This window comes from Bremerella volcania (genome assembly GCF_007748115.1).
In the GTDB taxonomy this organism is placed as follows: Bacteria; Planctomycetota; Planctomycetia; order Pirellulales; family Pirellulaceae; genus Bremerella; species Bremerella volcania.
The window spans coordinates 5383259-5400870 of record NZ_CP036289.1 but is presented as its reverse complement, the minus strand read 5'-3'; the positions used below and the strand labels follow the sequence as shown (position 1 = coordinate 5400870).

Sequence of the window (17612 nt, the reverse complement as noted above, 5' to 3'; positions counted from 1 at the left end):
TTCAATTCTTGATCGGGATTAGGGGGTACAGAGTGCAAATTGGAATCGTAAGCGACACGCACGGGCACAGCCGTTTCGCCCAGTCGGCCGCGTATATGCTGGAAACGTTCTCAGTAGAGCACGTTTTGCATTGCGGTGACATCGGGAGTACAGGCGTGGTCGAGATTTTCTCTCAGTGGCCTACCCACTATGTCTACGGAAACACGGACGATAGTCGAAGTGTGATCCAAGAAGAGATCGAAGCAAGGGGGGGCCGCTATTATGGCAAAGTTGCCGACATCGAGCTTGGGGGCCGCCGGATCGGAATGACTCATGGAGACGACCCGGCGCTGCTGATGCGAATGATCCGCAGCGAAGAGTATGACCTGGTCTGCTCCGGTCATACTCACCAGGTGAACGTGCGGCAGGTTGGGCACACGCTGGCTCTCAACCCGGGAGCACTCTTTCGCGCCGTCCGCCATACGATCGCCATCGTCGATCTGATGACGATGCATCATGAGATCGTCGAGGTCTAGCTGGCCAGACGTGCGATTCGATTGACCGGAGTGTATCCGCCGGATTCGAGCTGCTTATACTGCATCAGGTAGGCGTCTTCGGTGGTGTCTTCGTAGAAGTCACGCAGCAGCGAAATCGCTTTGAAATCGAGGCTGCGGAAAAACTTCTGAGCTTCCAGGTTCGTTTCTCGGACTTCCAGAAGGATCTGACGCCGTCGGCGATGGGTCAACTTGGAAACCAGTTTACCAATCATCTGGCGACCAACCCCTGCGCGTCGCATCGAAGGAGCGACGGCCAGATTCAACAGATGGAGACGCGTGTTGAGAATCTCGTAGATCATATAGCCGGCAATGCGGTCTTCGTGTTCGGCAACCATGCCAATGCAGTTGCGTTCGCGAAGGCATTTGACGAACTCTTCTTCGCTCCAGGCGTATTCGAAGCTGAGGCTTTCAATATCGAGTACCTCTTGCATATCGCGTCGAATCATCCAGCGGATATGAACAGGTAAAGTTCGTTGACTAATTTGACTCATGCCGGACTCCTTCCGAAATAGCCAAAGCTGTTTTTAGCCGAGAGCGTTTAATGCCAATTGTTTGGTTGCCGTTCGCGTCAATTCTGGAAAGGCATCCTCCTCACAACCGGCTCGGATTGTCTGTCTGAGGAAGCGGTAACCTATCAGAATTGGTGAAATGTGCCAAGCCGAAAGAAACCGCATTGCCCCACGAGATAGATGCACGGGACGCTAGCTGTTAAACAGCGTAGAATAGTCCTCCTGTTTCGCTAACTTCGCCCTAAAAGGGCACTGGCTCGGAAAGGAAGCGAAGCCCACACAACCATCGCGATCAACAGCAACCCGATAAAGTGAGGCGGAAGGAATAGCCACCAGAATAGTCCGGCCAATACACCGCAAACCTGTGGATTACGACTCATCCAATCTCGTGCATGATGAGCCTTTTGGGCCAGAAGCGGGGGAGTTGCCAACAGTAGCCCGATCGCACCCAAGGCCAGCAGGCTCGTCATAATCGGAGGCCAGTACGAATACGACAAGGGTGAGGATTCCCGGATCGAAAGGGGGCTGGAAGGCGGGGAAAGTCGATAGTAGTTGAAACGATCGCCAGAACCTTCGGCGGAACTATAAAACGTTTCGTAAGCCAACCTTTTCTCGGTGCTCGGGGAAACGGCCCACGACTCCACTTCTGTCGCGTTGTCTCCCAGCAACTTCGTGACAATGTCTCGAGTGTTGTCAGGCGTCTCGCCTCGTTTGCGGAGCATCTCTTGAAATTGAGAGATCGCAGCGAAGGCCTGCTCCATACGTAGTTTGTCCCAACGCTGGATCTCTGCCGTTGAGAGTCCGGACTGTGCATCTCGCGACGCGCCCTTCAACTGAAATGCGGACGTAACCTGATCGCGACTCCAGGCCATGCGGTCGAGGTGGGGTGCGTTTTCGAGTACCCACTGCGACGGTAGGGAAACCCGTAGCAACTCTTCCCCCTTGACCGTAAAGTTCAAGGCCGGACGTTCTAACTCGTGGAGTTGATCTTGGCCGGGAGCCAATTGCGAAGAGAAAGCAATCTCTACCATCTGGGGAAGACTGTTCGACTTCAAGGGAACCCGAACGATGTGTTCGCCTTGTTGCTCAATATGGCGTTGACGATCGAAATCGACCGCGATGCCAAGGACTTCGACCTTGTGAGGGATCTTAAACTCGACGGCGTTATTGCCTTGGGGAAGGACGGCGATGCGTGTTAGGCCAATGGCTCTTCCAGCGGAGTCGATCTGGATGGTCGTTTCCAGGCCGCTCACCGCTGGGTTGCCGGTGGGGTTGGCTCGCTGCATCATCTGGCACAAGTAATCAGGCCGAGTGGCATTGAGCAGTTGGTATGTTTCGGGCGTGTTCGCAATCAGCCAGCGACCAGACACGGTTGTTGGACGCAGCGCCTGCGACAACCACAGGACTTCCTGGTCGTCCACTTCACGTGGCACGGCCACCCATTGGCTCACGCGGTGTTGGCCAATCAATCGAATCGGCGAAAAAGAGATGCGTCTGCCGGGCGTGGTTTTAAGGGTTCCCAGCCACTCGAACGAGAAGGAACTGGGCAAGGGCGACCGGGGGATAAGGGTATAAACGTAGGCGGACTCCTCGGGGAGGAGTCGGGAGGTGACGTCAAACCCTTCGATCGAAGTGACGTCTAATTCGATTTCCTTGGGTACCAACCATTGGAGATAGCCAACACTGCCACTGCGAATGTCGATTTTGCCGACCCATTTCAGCCGCCATTGGCTATCGGTTCGGTTGACAACCGTCAGCAGATCGCTGGATATCACTACGTTATTGGGATGAACCTGCCACTCAAGCGGAAGGGCCGGATCGACTAACTGCCAAATCCCGACGTTGACGATCTGGTCGTTACTTGGCTCCGAGACCTCTTCCTGTATAGGAATCAGGTTCATTGTGCTGGGAGTGCGGACCAGCACCGATTGATCTCGTAGTATCTGCATGCGGCTTGACTGCGTGTGAACTTCTCGAATCTTGATGGGAGGCAACTTCACATCGTGAATTTTCGAAGAAAGCCAGTTTCTTCCATTGATCGCTAGTTCCTGAAGCCCGCTGATATCGGTTAACAGCAAGACCCCCAACTCTCCAGTTTCCAAGTCGTAGTGCCATTGGATCGGTCGCAACAGCCCATCTACCAGGTATTGAACCGATTCGACTTCACAACCTGGCATAATTTCGACGACGTATTGCTTCGGCTTGCCCGAGTAGGTCTCGATTTGTGCTTTGATGTCGAAATCGTAGCCATCCTCATCGAACTTCAAGCGATATCGCAGGTCGGCATTGCCCCGTGTTGCGATAGGTCGCGTCGAAATGAGCCAATCCAACGGCTCTGAGGTGCCCACTGCCACGGCAAAGCGAAAGCGTGGTTCGTCTTCATCCCACTCTCTCAGGAATTCTTCCTGAGAGAGGATGCTGACGCGCGATTGTGCCTGGCTTTGCACCTGCAATTGACTTGTCGCGGCGACCGCTACCCACCGCCGCTGGAGCAATCCATTGATGACTTCGACGTTGGGAAAACGAAGCTGACCCACCTGTTGCGCCCCTTCCAGCGAGAACCGGAGGTCGACTTGTTGGACCAGCGTGTCACCGTCGAGCAGATGAATGGCGTAGGTACGTGTCGAGGAGGAGAGGCTCGTCGATTTGACTTCCGCGGTCCAGCCCAGGGCCTGCTGCATATCTAGCGTAAGACGTGAGTCGACCGCCAGAAGGATGGGCCCAATTTCTGTGGGGCGGCTCGTCAAATCGAGTCGCACACGAAGTTGGACATTCTCGTCATTGAACTCGAGCAGATCCAATTCACGGAATTCAAAGGTGGATTGGAGTTCCGAGGACTTCCACTCCAGGTCGAACCCCGTCACAGTGCCCAGCGGAATGGTTTGGCGGATACTCGAAGCTTCGATGGAGACCTCTCGATCGCTGAAGCGAATCAAAGGAGAACCCAATTGCATCGAATCGGCAATGATGACGGCAGTGTTCGCCATGGAAGGCGTATCAATGTGCAGATTCAGAGGTCTGCTATCGCTTTGCTGCATCGGGACACTGCTATTGATCACGATCGTGTGATGTCCCATTTCCTTGATCGAAAGGACCAGTTCCTTCTCGTCAGCATCAAATGGATTGGGCAGAATACTGCCTGTGTCGGCAATGGTTCCGACTTGATCGACGGCCGTATCCAGTCCTGTTCCAAGCTGCGAGTCAAAAGGGAGACGGATTGTTTGATTGGCCTTTGTCGTGACCAGTTCAATATGGGTCGTGACGTTCATCTCAGGCGTCAACTCGAGTGAGTCAACAAGCGAAAACTCGTAACGCATGCCTTCGACGATCCAGAGCGGAATGACGTCTGCTGGTTGGTCGGACAAATCACTCAGACGTTCGTACAGCGGCAATGGAAGATAGGCTTGCCCCACCGGTTTCCGGTCTGTATCCATCGGAATGAGAACCGGGTAGACGGTTGGTTTCGCCGTGGAGTCGGTCATCGGGTCTTGCGCCATGGTGGGCGACGCACCCTGGCCGAGCCAACTTAGCGTGAGCGCCAGCACCAAGCTCGTTACGGTGACGGTCGAACCGGTCGAATACTTCCAGCTGGCTTCTGCGGGAGGAATCAGCAAATAGGATCCAAGGCCACCCAAAATGAGGCCCAAAAAACAGGCCGACGTCAAAGGAGCCATAACGTCCGGCAGCCACGGCACCAGCACGAGCAACGTCAGCAACACGACGCAGAACGATCGTGGCATCTTCAGAAACCCATAGCCCCCAATAAACAGTGCGGCCATGAGGAACGTGAGACTGGCCATTAACAGAGAAACGCGATGAACCACCCAAATCGATCCCGAGGGAAAAGGAAAGGCTTCCGCGTCAGCAGTCTTGGCAGGTTGATGGCTCGAAATCAGATCGGCTTGGAAAAGACCGGACCACAGTCCGTTGCGAATGCGATCCCCAAACGTGGACCAGCGGGGGCTAGGGTATTTGACCTGTTGCACCAGACTTCCCAGGGCGAACTCTTGTTCTTCGGTCGAGGTCGGGAACTCCGCCATTGCAAATTTCGGCGAGACGGAACGAATCATCGAAATAGAGCCTGGGTTGGTATGGTAGTGCATTTCAAGTTGGGCGGAAGATACGGCCTCAGGCACATCCACTTCAACGGTTTGTCCGTTTTGTTTCCACAGCGTCCAAGGTTCTCCGTTCCATTGAATCAGATCGACCTGGGCTCCTTCCGGCAGCTCGAAAATGGCTTTCGACGAACTTTGGCTGACGATCGTCCAAACCGAATTCATGCGCTGTCGGCCATCGTTCTCGATGCTGATGCAATGGTTGGCTTTGGTAGAGAAAATACCTGGCAACGGTTGGGCACCTTGCCACTGACAGGTAACCAATTGCGAGATGTTCTCGGCCAAACGTCGGATTTCGTCCGGGCGGTATTCAAGCCGCGTGACTTCGGACGAGGTATCCAAATCGGAATCGAGATAGATCTTGCGCATCAACACCGGATCGACTGTCAGGCGGCAGGTCTCAGGTGTGGTCAGCGTAAGCACGCCCGACTGGGCTTCCGCGGAAGGAACGGCAAGCAAAAGCGGATCGGAGAATTGTTCATCGACCACGGGGAACTTCCCGCGCAAGATCAACGGGAACGAACTATCCGATGGCGGTCGTAGCTCATAGATGTAATAGGGGTCGCGCTGATTAGGACCTTCACCCGCGGAAGTGGTGATGGCCGTCCAGCGAATCTGGGCGAGGTTGGGGGTGGTCCACGCAACCTCCTCGGACCAAGGCTGCGTCGACCAAACGAAGATGGTCTCAGGCAATAGACCGGTCCCGCTTAAGCGGATGGCTGCCTGGCGACGTGTCGACGTCTCGCTGGCCGTTATCTGTACGTCGATTTCGGCATCGTAGGTCGCCCGTTTCCGGGTAACCCGAGTCAAGTGCTGCAGGTCGGATCTCCCACGAATCTCAAACGCCGGTATTTGCCACTTGGTGCCGAACATTCGCTGGATATCGACGGGAGCTTCCGCGATCAACTGCCGGGCAACCAGGCCTTCTGGTTCGAGTTGAAGATCGAAACCCGGAGCAGGCTTCACCGAGAGCCATTCGACGTGGCCAATTCCGGGAGGGAAATCAAAGGGACGAAAGTCTGCGATTTTCAGATTTCCAAAGTCATTCTCGCGGGTACGACGCAGTGTGATCTGGAAGTCGACCATCTCGGCCACGTCTTCAATCCTAAGCAGACGCTGCCGATCGCGCGTCGTTTCTTCCCAGCGAACGGCCGTGCCTTCAGGAAATCGCTGAACCGATTCAGTTTGCCAGCCTGGTGAAAGTGGCAACTCAAGGTGGTCTGTCGGATCATCCCGCTCGAGTAAGTGAATCACGCTGTCCGATTGAATCATCAAATCGTTGACGGTCGACTTGTGCCCCATCGACATGCGCAGCTTGCTTTGCCGGCGGAAAAGTTGCAGGCCGATCTGAGCCGATTCGTCGAAGAGTCGAAACTTAAGGTTGGATCGGCCCAGCGAATTGTGCGGGACGAATTCAACCTGTTGAGCGTTCTTGAGCGTGCAAAATGAAAGGTTGATCCCCTCATCCAACTGCACAGCGACGACATGCGATTCTGTCGGCTGCGAAGAGATACTGATGATTGGAAGGTCGATGCGAGAATAATCCCCGATCGTAATAGGCGTTAGTCCTTGCACGGATATCGCCGCCGTTTCTCCCATGGTGAAAACGGCCTGAGGAATGATCAGCGACTGCTTGCCTTCCGGGGTTTCATGCAGGTCGAGGTTGTCCAGGATCTGGCCATTCACCGAGACGCGCGTCACGGTCAGTTCTTCTGGTATCGAGAGATCCAAGGTTGCCTGGGGTGGGGACTGGAGTGAAACCTGGGTGTTGACCTCGCAGACATTGTTTTGAACGTGGTAGCGTGTTGATTGCGTCGCAACGGCGGCATCGGATTGAAAGAGCCGATCACCGGTAAGCAGCGAAAACTTGAGTTTCCCTTGCCACTGTGGGCTGAGGTGCCAAACGTTGGTTTCTGGTCCGCTGTTTTCCGAGGATTCAGGGTCCTCAAGTAAGATGCCTTCCTGAAGAACCACTTGCCACTGGGAAGGGAGTTCCAGGTAAAAATCGACTTTGGGGGCAAACGCCAGGCTCAGGTCGACCGTCAATTCGTCGCTGTTACGCGCGGTCGCTTGATAGTTCCAATCAAGGGTGAAGGAGGGTTGGACCTCCTTGAAGAAAACGCCCATGCGCGGACCATTTCCACCTACCCAGAACGTTGGCATCGTCGAGAGTCGTTGATGCTGATCGAAGTAAAACAGGTTGGAACCTTTGAGCGAAACAAACCCAGGCACATCGGCTTCCGGGGCGACGACCTGGAATTCCGCTTCTCCTTGGAGTATCCGGCCATCGAGCGTTGCGTGATACGTGATGCTGTTGACTGCCAGATCCTCGGTAAGGTCGTTCTGGCTTCGCGCGAACTGGGTGATCAGTTTCTCGAAGTCTTCCAGCTTTATCTGGGGGGCGAATTCGAAGCCCGACCGCGGCCACTCTTGCGAACGATTCTCGGGCACGTAAACGCGTTGGAACTCGATGGTTGGGACGGTCGGCGTCTCTTGCGCGGCGCATGGGGCATGGAAAGCACTTGTCATGACAAATGCCGCCAGGAACATGCCGAGCGTTATACGAAGCCGATCGATCATCGAGATTGTCCGCTTGATTGAACCGCGGCAGGCATGGAGGTCGTGGAAACCGCTGAGTTCCCAGCCACGCCTGACTGAGACGCCGCCGGAACCGAAGCTTGGCTATCACTGGAAGTTCTCGCACGTACGGCCGATTTGACGGGGGCACGGTATGAAGCAAGACGGTAGAGAACGATGCCGAAGATGGCCAGCATGATGCCCAGCGTGGACATCTCTCCCACCAACACGGCAAAGTCGGGATACGTGACAGCCACGCCAATGGCCAGAATTGCCGCCACACCAAACACCAGGACGTGCCGAGATTGCGGTAGATAGAACAGCGTCAACAGCGCGGCCAGGGCGATGCCAGAAAACAAGAGCATCAAAGAGCTTGTCTTTGCCGAAGAAACCCGCACGTCCTCGATCGGTCCGATCGTGCTGTACAGCGAACGATGCATGCCTTCGGGATAGCCGGTCGAAATGTTGGTTTTCGCCAGCGATTCGAGTTGCTTTTGCGTGAGGCGTGCCTTGCGGCGATATCGCCCTTCACTCCAGGACCAGTCCATTTCATCGGACATTCCCGAAGCAGAAAGGACGAGCCAGTTTCCCGGCGAAACGATTTGCAGGTAGGTATAACCACCTTCACGCCCTGGTTGGCTTGTTCCCACGACCGAATTGTTGATGGTCGGAGAGTTAATCGTGAGAGAGGACTTCATGCCATCTCCCGTGGGAAACTTATACCAGATTTCCAGGCGGTCTCGTCCCGCTTCGCGGCGTTCGGGAATCTCCAGTTGAATGCGATCTTCATCCAAAGTGAATGGTTGCTCGATCCCATTCCAATACACTTCCGTTTCCCTCGCCCCTTCTGGAACGTGAATGGTCAACTGCGGTGCCAGAGTTCGTAGCGTATAGACTGCGCGGTCTCGACGCTCGTCGGGAGTTAGTGCGACTTGAAGCCAATGGAAGTCGACCAAGACGCGGTCGTCGGTTTTGGGTGTCAGAAAAGGAGCGGAGAACTGCACTTGACTGTATTGATCGCCCGGCAATTGGACTGTTTGCCCCTGTTGGCTCATGGTGAACGAACGCCAGTCTTCCGTTTGCGAAAGGACATCGACTTCCTGGGAAGACTCAAACGTCAATTCCAGAGGTTTGAAGTCGACGTCGATCCCCTTTTCCGTCAGTCCTGTGGATTCAAGGGTCATCAGGTTCAGTAGGTAATCGCTACTCCCTGGCGTGATCTCTTCCAGAGGCGAGTTGTACTTCAGCTTTATGCGATACGGCGGGGCAAGGTTCGAAAGGGAATAGACCATGGTCTGATCTTCTCCCAGGCCAACCCGCTGCCCGGCGACGTCTTCGGTGTTGATTTCCGCAGTCGTGACTTCAAAGAAGTAGATGCTTTCCGGAAGTTTGAACACGGCTTGTTCCGGCGCACTGTGGAATGGCTCGAGGGTGAACTGGTGAGTGATTGTCGCGTGGTCTTTGCCTTCGGCTAATTGAACAGTCGCGGTGGAGCCGACAATCAAACGAGGAACGACCGGAGTCAGACGAAGTCCCAAAACGAGCGATTCCTGAGAAGGGGCAGCCCTCAGGACGATCGTCCCTCGCTCGCCAGAAAGTTCCACTTCCTGGCTACGACTTCGGTCGAGTTGGAATCCTTCGCTCTTTTCGGATTGGAAACGAATCTCGATGTCGTTATCAGGGATGGCGGTGACGGTTGCCGTGCCAAGCGGCTCGGCCCTGGGGATAGGCCACGGCAAGCTGACTTCAGTTGGGTCATCGCTTTGATGATCTCGCTGGGCCTTGATGTTGACTTCAATCGTGCGGTAGGGAGCGACCGTCATCGCTTCGGCGCCTGTCTCACCGGCCAGTGGGAGAACCAACTGGTCCGCGTCCCCTTCACCGATTTGCCATTGAGCGGCACCTTGCGTATCGACGGAGTCGATGCTCCAACCATTCAGGTCGATCACCAGGTCATCGTTGTACGTCCGCGGCAAACGATACGAAAGCTTGCCGACCAGTTGAGAATTCAGCTTGCCGACATGCAGTTCGTAGTCTGTTTTGACGCGGGCAGTGGACTGGATGGGCAACGTGTGCAGAACCAACGCCGCTGGCTGCTGATCGTACGAAAACGTCGCACGGTAGTTCATGCCGTCGCTTCCACGCGACGATTGTTCTCGCAAAACGCGGGGGGTATCCCAAGTGACGTGAACATTGCCGGCCGAGGTCAGGCTCAAGCGACCGTCCTGGATATCACATCCCAAGACGTTGAATTGCCCCACGGAGAATCGTCGTTTGCCTCTTTCTCCGGGGACCGGATCGGTTTGTTTCGTGTTGATGGTGACGGAAACGGGTGCCTTGGTCGCTTCACTCAGTTCCACGAGCAGACGATTGCCAAACGCTTGACCTTGCCGCTCGAGCGGATGGATTTTGTACACCGTGGATGGCGTGGCGGGCGGAATGAATTCCGCATCGTCCGCGATCTCGACGATGAACGAATCAAACGGAATGGTCGTGCTCTCGACCTGCAGTTTGGCAACTGTGGTGACGGTGTCGTCCACGTCGACGGAAACGGCTAGTTCCCCTTTTACTTTGAGATTGACCGGCTGTTCTTTCATGGCCTGATCATCGAAACGCCAACTCAAGCCAAGGCTTCCTCCTGCGTATTCCAAGTGCTGAAGACTATGGTCAGCCGGCGCTGGTTCGGTTGGATCCTTGACGACCATGCTTCCTTTGTGAGAGATATTGGCGCCCCCTTGCGGCACATCCAGCTTGACCACGCATTTGGTATCGACCGGAAGGTTGGTCTCCAGCGAGGTCTCGTCTCCGCGCGTCGTGAGAGGAAGCAAAGCCGTTACACGAAATGTGATCGTTTCCGCTGGTTGCGGAGAAAGCAGGACGCTGTCCGATTCGGGGAACTCGCACCACAAAGCATATCCGCTGCCGGACGCGCCGCTCTTGGGGCGATCGGGCCGAACGGGCATCGCAGGCGAGACTTCCACGCTCGATCGAATGATGGCGTTTTGCAGCCCAATCGGAATTCGGATCCAGCCCGATGCGTGCGGGATAACTTCGTACGTCACGTCGATGACGGCATTGGGGCCTTGGATGTGAATGTCGGCCGTGACGCTTTCGAGAGAGTACTTGGGCAGATCCTTGGGATTGCGGTTCAGGTAGACATCTTTGTACCAGGCCCGGAAAGACTCGGCTGGAAAGTCGAGGACGCGTTCAAGTGGTCCCCCTTCCGCGATCGCACCATCCTTGATCGGCAGGTAGATGATTTCTGGTTCCCGCTCCTCAATTTTCGATCCTGTCGCGCCGGCCTGAGCATACAGCAGCGAACTAAACCCGCTCGAAGCTAGGAAAACCCATGCGACCAGCGCGATACCGATCCCACGCGACCAGCAACAAAAGCTGAGCCCCGGCAGTGCGGAACCATGTTCTCGGCACGCGGTGTTCATCGAGTCGGGAGAAATCTGTGGTACGAGGAGTCTGATAAGGTGCCCCAAAGATGAATGGGGGATCGCCAGGCTTGGGCGAGTTCACCTGGAGATCGTGTCCTGAACTCACCTGGGGAGATCGATCGTAATAACCGCTGTTTCACGATTCCCGCTACCTGGCGTAGTAATCTAAGTCTATTTAGCCATGACCGTACTTCCTGAAAGGTTAACGCCTATGGCCTGCGAAAACTGCGAAAAAAATTCCAGTCGCACCAATTATACCACCCGCAACTATCAGGAGAGCCGCCCGATGGGTGGCAGACGCCCTAAACTCTACGAAGTGGCAATTTGGGCCTGAAGATCTGCCTGTAATTGGGGGGTAGCGGTCGCCACGATCTTTGGCTTGTTAATATCGAAAGGCTGATTGCCAAATCCTTTCACAACGCCCCCGGCCTCTTCGACCAGGATCGCGCCGGCAGCCACATCCCAGGGCTTGTTAAACGCAGCCCAGTACGCGTCCATATGTCCGGCTGCCACGTAAGCCAGGTTCAGAGCGGCTGAGCCCAGCCGACGAATTCCCTGCGATTTCACGAGGACGTTGATAAAGTCCTCGATGACCTGAGACTCTCGGCTGACCGTTGTGGGAAAACTGAACGCGATCAGGGCTTCATCGAGAGATTTCGCACCACTGACTTCGATTTTCTCGTCATTCAGGTAGGCCCCTTCCCCTTTCTCGGCCTTGAAACAACGATCGAAGACTGGGTCGTAAATCACGCCAGCGATTACCTTTCCGGCGTGAGTGAGGCCAATTGAGACGGCATAATTGGGTAGCCCGTGAACGTAGTTCATCGTGCCGTCCAATGGATCGACAATCCAGCAGAACGGGCTGCCTGTTTCCCGCGACAGCCCGGATGGGCCTTCTTCTCCCAAAAACTCGAAATCGGGGAAGTCGGCCGTAAGAATCTCTTCGATTACTTTTTGGGCGGCGTCGTCGGCATCGGTGACAAAATCGGACCGCCCTTTTTCCCGGACGTTGAACTTACCTCGCCATTGGATAAGCACTTCCCCGGCAGCGCGGGCTGCCCTTTCGCAACTCGTTAAATAGGAAGACATTACGTTCCTTTTCGGGGCTGGGTGAGTTGTTTGCAAATCGGAGGCGTGAGGTGCGTTTTAACACGTATTTTGGAATTTGGGTACTTGCCTTGACCAGGGGGATCAGGCGTAAGATACCTGAAGCAAATGCGACCTATAGGTTTCGCAAGAATCTTTGCAAATTATTGTGGACACCATCCCGATTTTTGGTATCATCAACTACATCATTCCCGGGACAGCGGTCAAAAACCGCCCATACCCGCTTTGCGAAGGGAAATTTCGCAGGGCAAAATTTCGGCCTCTTCTCTGTTCCGGCCCCGTCGACTTGCTTTGGCGAGCGACGGGGTTTTTTATTTCTTGCCGGTGGGCTTCCGACTCGCGGCACCATCGAACAAAATCGAGCCCATGAGCAACTCGATTTGGATCTCCGACTACGACGTCATTCACCGCTGCAAGACGGAAACCTTCCAGCTTTCCGTGGCGGCTTATCCCAACAAGATGAACGCGAAGTTCCTCTCGCAGCCCAAAAACTGGCAAGTTGCCGAGTGGAACCTGGACGGTATTGGAACGCGGGAAGAGTTCTACGTACGAGGCAACGATCTCGTCGAGCGCTACACCTCCGAAGAAGAAAAGCTCTCGACCGAGATCTATTCCAGGATCCTGCCAGAATTGGATGGCGTCGAACTGATCCTCTCACGGCAGACGTCCACGCTCGACTCCGACGCGCAAATGGCCCTGACCTTTCGTTTCGATGACGCCAACTCGGTCATCACGATGAACAAGTCAGGCCAGTGGAACGCACCAGGACTGGGACCGGAGAATCTGGCCCAACTAAGTGATCCCATGGTCGTTGCGGTGGGGTGTTTGGATGCGGTTCAGTATGCCGTGTTTGCCTATCCCGGCGACTGCACTTCGATTCGGGCCGAGCGACTTAACGAAGAAACGATTGAGGTGACGATTCCTCTCTTTTCACTCCACTTGGAAAAGGGAGTGATTCGACGATCGCGGATTCAAATGGTCCGGGCCGAAGGGACAGACGCCATGGAGCAGTTGGCCGCCAAGTATCAGGCTTTCTGCGGTTCAGAAATCCCACTAACGACCTGATGCCGTGAATGAGGCTGCCCCAAACCCGTTCGCTTCGCCTGCCAACGTCTCGACGAAGGAGTATCGTGAGTTTCACGTCGAGGATCGGGAAGTTGCCTCCAGGGAACAATACCAGGCCGTTTTCGCCGGCGGTCTCGTTCTGTTGTTCGCTTTCATGTGGATCAGTCTGGCGATCGAGGCCGGCTTCTTCTCGCCCGGCGTCATGATCGGGCATGGCGTGCTGGCCTTCATGACATTTAGCTGCGTGGCGACGGTCATCAATCACTCGGTTCGTGCCCGTCGAGCGTGGGAGCGTTTTCCGCTGCAGCTCAACGACGAAGGGATCCGCGCGAAGTTTGAAGACGGTGGGAAATGGACAGGTTTGTACTTCGCCTGGAATGAAGTCACGAAGGTCACTTTCGCTCCGCGGAATCGCATGGTGGTCACGGCCATCAATGGAAAAGAGTTTGTCGCGGACTTGAGCCTGATGGGATCGCGTAAGTGGCATCCGCTGAAAGAGACACTCAAGTTCTATTCGGACTCGATGGCAGCGGACGCCGGTTAGTGGCCATTTGAGTACGAATGCTTCAACGAAAAAACGCCCTTGAGCTCAGAAGAGCCCAAGGGCGCGGTCAACTCAATCTTACTGGGTGACGGAAGTTTGGTGTTGGTCGCCTACACGGCGACCGCTTCCAATTCTTCCATCTCCTTTGCCAGCCGCTTACGAGCGACGTGCAGACGACGCTTGATCGTTCCGATCGGAGCTTCGAATTCGGCGCTCATTTCACGCAGCGACTGTCCTTCGACGTAGAAGGCCTGGAGCGTATCCCGGTCCATCGCGCCGAGGCGGCTGATGCCGACTGCCAGGTTATCCCGACGTTCGACTTCCAAAATCGCGTGCAGCGGCGTTTCGTTTTCTACGCAGACCGAAGCCAAAGCTTCCGGTTCGGTAGCGAAATCGTGCGGCCGACGAACTGCCCGGTTGATGGCCATCCGGGCTGCGATCGAACGCAACCAGCCTGGGAAGGCAGCCGGTTCACGCAACTGGTCCAGCTTCTGCATCGCCTGGATGAAGACGTCCTGAGCCAGTTCCTGGGCTTCCCAGTAGTGACGCAGACGCTTCAAAGCGATGGCGAAGACGACCGGCTGGAAGATTTCCACCAGCTGACCGAAAGCATCCCGATCACCGCTTTGAGCTTTCACGACCAAATCGACGATCCGATCCCGTTCATCGTTGTACAAGTTTCCGTTCATCATAGTTTCCAGACGTATATATTCAGGGCAGTTCTGGCGAAAATCAGTGCATGCGGCGGCAAACGACGGCTATGCACACGGCACAAAGGAACCCGGCGGCGAGATGGCCTGAAAACGGATGGCATGCAGCGCATCCCAGCAGGACAACTCGAACTCTCGGGGCCTAGCGTCTCAGAAGCTTCGCGAATTGTGCGGGACCAACCCTTGCGTTGTTGCTTGGGTTTTCTGGTCCTTTAGCTTCTGGGTAACAGGCCCAGCGATGCCATCATTGGCGATCGCATCGAGAGCGACATTGACGGGGTACTGCCTAGTAGTAGGCTGTCGCCGCCAAGACATCGCAGAGCATCACACGGCAAATCGTGTTCGGACGGTTTCGGGGGGCTCTGTTTGCCCCACGTTTTTGGTCCGTACTGTTGCCATGTATGGCCATAGAGGCGCAGACAGGTGGCGGATGCATTGCGAATAACATCAACGGCGACCACGAAAACGCGGGCGACGACGGCGGCAAAATTGGCGCGAATGTTGATGATGTTGGAACGCATTGTTTCATCCTCCTACGCGTCTACGCGCAGTGAGAGAACTATGAAGTGGAAGTTTGAAATCCCGGCACCTTCCAAGTGCAAGGATCTTGAATCTTAAATCGCCGAAATGATCTCGGCAACAATAAAGATTCTCCCAGCGTGCGGCAAAATTGCCGTCTGCGGGGATACCGGGTAGATGCCTGAAGGCCAAAAAAGGTTCGCAGTCAGGGAGAAAAAATGTCCAGAACCTGCCTGAACTGGTCAAATAAACTACTTGCGGATTGCCGCAAGTAGTTTAAAGCAATAAAGTTATGGCGTGTCGTTGGTTCCCGGGAAACTTTTTCGTTTTGGCGACGAACCCAGGAAAAGACTCAAGATGCTATCACCGTGAGCTTTTTCTAAGTTTTGCTTCGATTGGGCCTAGTTTCCGACGTTGAAAATCGTCTCGACGTTGCCTCGCAGCAGTTGGGTGCCCAGTTCGACGGCCGATTCTTCCGACCAATTGCGGTCGATGACGAAGTTCTCGGCCAGGACTTTCGCCAGGATTCGCTTGTACATAGCGAACTTCGGCAAGGCGAATTCCATTTTGTACATGTCGCTGTAGTAACCGATCTGCTTGGTGCGTGGAATCGCTTCCAGGCGAGACGCGCAGTCTTGCTGAATGTAGGTCGGCGTGTTGCTATACCACCAGTGACCATTGGCCACGACATTCGGGAAAATCCACGAATAGCTGACCAACTCCTGGTTGGTCACGCTGGCGAGAACCGAGATAGGGAAGGTTACGTCTGGGAACGCGTTGAGCAGTTCTTTGTATTGGATCAGCGAGACCCGGCTGTCGTAGAGGTCCTGCCCTTGGAAAACGCCTTCGGGAAAGACCTTGCGATTGACGCCAATCATCAGGTCGAACGGCAGTTTGCGTTCCTGGCAGTTTTCAGCAAGGGTCCAGAAAATGAAGTTGCTGACGGCTCGTTGATCGTCTTCATCCGTACTCAGGCCTTGCGAGAGTACATTCGACAAAGCCGTATTAGCACGCGCGTCAGAGACCTTCACCGGGGCGAAGGTAGGCGGTAGCGAGATCGCACAGGCCTTGGCATTGTTGCTGACAAAGTGTTCAAAGAGCTTGCCGATGGCCTGGCGTGCGGACGCAACGTCGCTGACGTCGACATCGGTTGCTTCGTAGAGCCGTACTTTCGTGCGAGGATTGGTAAGGTGAAAAACCAGGTCATCCGTTCGCAGGCAGGGGATGTACTTGGTGGTGTCGAAACCCTCCAGGGGGTCGTCGAAGTCATTGGTCAGAAAGACGCTTTCCAGCCGGCTCTTGCTGAAGACGGTGTCCGTCCAACTGTCCGCTGACATCTTTTCTTCCGCCGAATCGTAGAACGACTCCCAGTTGCTGACGTCGATCGTATCTCCCTCGAAATCGAGTAGCTTCTGAGCCATCTCGATGAACCAACTGTATTGGATCGTATTGGTAATCGGGCCGAGGTTTTCGATCAGTCGGCCTACTTTTTCCTTGGGCGAGATTCCCTCCTCTTCGATCTTGTCTTTGGGCATACCTGCCGAGTGAGCCAACTCGGTGTAGTAGTGATACCCCAAGATGTCGGCAAGCGTATGCGAAGAAGGATCAAGCGCGTTGATGTGCGTGTGGGGGTCAATCAGAACAAGTTGGTCGAGCTGGTCAAAAAGGCGATTTCGGAGTTCGATCGACATAATGGAGATGCACTATGGGAAAGGGTATCAGCAATTTTGAGTCTGTAATCCATCTGGTATAGCAGATCCCGGCTGAAAATTCATCGGTGGGAACCGAATTGGGGTTCGATTCTCGCTTAGAAAGTCACTAAACTTCCCCTTAAGCAGCAAAGTTTCCCCTGCATTGTGGGTTTGAATCGAATGACAACCGACCAGAATTCTGCGAATCCGTTTGCTTCGCCGCCGACCATCGGCGAGACCGTTACGATTGTGGCTGGCTCGTATGAGATCCAGGGAGAGCGGATTTTGGGAAAGGAGAAAATCGTTCTCCCGCACGCCTGTGTGAAGTGCGGTGAGGTATTGTCCGAGCAAGATAGCAAGACACGTCGCAAGAAGGATCTGTATTGGGTGCATCCGGCAATCTTCGTGTTGGTGATCCAATTGTTGATCTTCCTAATTGTCTACCTCGTCACACGTCGGAAGTGCCACGTCGAGTACTCCATCTGTCGAGAGTGCAATGCCAAGCAGCGTATCAATATCGTTTACTGCTTGGGATCGCTGGCAGTCTTTATCGGTATGATCGCGTTGATGATCAACTTTGAGAACGCCTGGCTCTCTTTGGGCGTCATCCTTGCTTTCGTTGCGATGCTCACGTTTGCCATTCGCGCGAACGGACCTCTCACGGTGAAAGCTTACAAAAAGGGAGAGTTCCAACTGCGTGGTGCCGGTCCCGCGTTTCTGCAACTTGCCGCGAGCACCACGGACGCCGAGGTCATACCAGCGGCCGTCCTGGCAGAAGACGGCCGCCTCGCTTAGA

11 protein-coding genes are annotated in these 17612 nt (G+C 54.9%); 4 read left to right on the top strand and 7 right to left on the bottom strand.

Features of this window, described 5'->3' with window-relative positions; all coding sequences use genetic code 11:
* Window positions 1-32: 32 nt before the first annotated feature.
* A complete protein-coding gene (locus tag Pan97_RS21495) occupies window positions 33-515 on the top strand; it encodes a YfcE family phosphodiesterase (protein WP_144976203.1) in 483 nt (160 codons plus the stop codon).
* Here Pan97_RS21495 and rimI read toward each other — a convergent pair.
* The 4 genes from rimI to Pan97_RS21475 form a co-directional block, all read right to left on the bottom strand.
* On the bottom strand, window positions 512-1027 hold the full coding sequence (gene rimI, locus Pan97_RS21490) for a ribosomal protein S18-alanine N-acetyltransferase (protein WP_196782175.1): 516 nt from the start codon (window positions 1025-1027) through the stop codon (window positions 512-514). The genes Pan97_RS21495 and rimI overlap by 4 nt on opposite strands.
* Window positions 1028-1275: 248 nt before the next feature.
* The gene (locus Pan97_RS21485; protein WP_144976201.1) at window positions 1276-7740 is read right to left on the bottom strand and encodes a hypothetical protein; all 6465 of its coding nucleotides are present in this window, start codon (window positions 7738-7740) and stop codon (window positions 1276-1278) included.
* Window positions 7737-11177: a hypothetical protein gene (locus Pan97_RS21480; protein WP_144976199.1), complete on the bottom strand. Its 3441-nt coding sequence runs from the start codon at window positions 11175-11177 to the stop codon at window positions 7737-7739. The genes Pan97_RS21485 and Pan97_RS21480 overlap by 4 nt, the downstream gene beginning before the upstream one ends.
* A gap of 312 nt (window positions 11178-11489) precedes the next feature.
* On the bottom strand, window positions 11490-12269 hold the full coding sequence (locus tag Pan97_RS21475) for an inositol monophosphatase family protein (RefSeq protein ID WP_144976198.1): 780 nt from the start codon (window positions 12267-12269) through the stop codon (window positions 11490-11492).
* 384 nt (window positions 12270-12653) lie between these two features.
* Here Pan97_RS21475 and Pan97_RS21470 point away from each other — a divergent pair, with 384 nt between their 5' ends.
* Together Pan97_RS21470 and Pan97_RS21465 are read left to right on the top strand one after the other, a co-directional pair.
* A complete protein-coding gene (locus tag Pan97_RS21470; protein ID WP_144976196.1) occupies window positions 12654-13352 on the top strand; it encodes a hypothetical protein in 699 nt (232 codons plus the stop codon).
* Between the two features lie 4 nt (window positions 13353-13356).
* Window positions 13357-13896 (top strand): hypothetical protein, encoded by a 540-nt coding sequence (locus Pan97_RS21465; protein ID WP_144976194.1) that lies wholly within the window; start codon window positions 13357-13359, stop codon window positions 13894-13896.
* A gap of 110 nt (window positions 13897-14006) precedes the next feature.
* Here the strand turns inward: Pan97_RS21465 and Pan97_RS21460 are convergent, their stop codons facing one another.
* The 3 genes from Pan97_RS21460 to Pan97_RS21450 all read right to left on the bottom strand — a co-directional run bounded on the left by Pan97_RS21460 (window position 14007) and on the right by Pan97_RS21450 (window position 16816).
* A complete protein-coding gene (locus Pan97_RS21460) occupies window positions 14007-14588 on the bottom strand; it encodes an RNA polymerase sigma factor (protein WP_241676328.1) in 582 nt (193 codons plus the stop codon).
* Between the two features lie 230 nt (window positions 14589-14818).
* Complete coding sequence (locus tag Pan97_RS21455; RefSeq protein WP_144976192.1) at window positions 14819-15127, bottom strand: hypothetical protein; 309 nt, start codon at window positions 15125-15127, stop codon at window positions 14819-14821.
* A gap of 399 nt (window positions 15128-15526) precedes the next feature.
* Window positions 15527-16816, bottom strand: a complete 1290-nt coding sequence (locus Pan97_RS21450; RefSeq protein ID WP_144976190.1) for an amidohydrolase — start codon at window positions 16814-16816, stop codon at window positions 15527-15529.
* A gap of 180 nt (window positions 16817-16996) precedes the next feature.
* Here Pan97_RS21450 and Pan97_RS21445 point away from each other — a divergent pair, with 180 nt between their 5' ends.
* A complete protein-coding gene (locus Pan97_RS21445) occupies window positions 16997-17611 on the top strand; it encodes a hypothetical protein (RefSeq protein ID WP_144976188.1) in 615 nt (204 codons plus the stop codon).
* Window position 17612 lies beyond the last annotated feature (1 nt).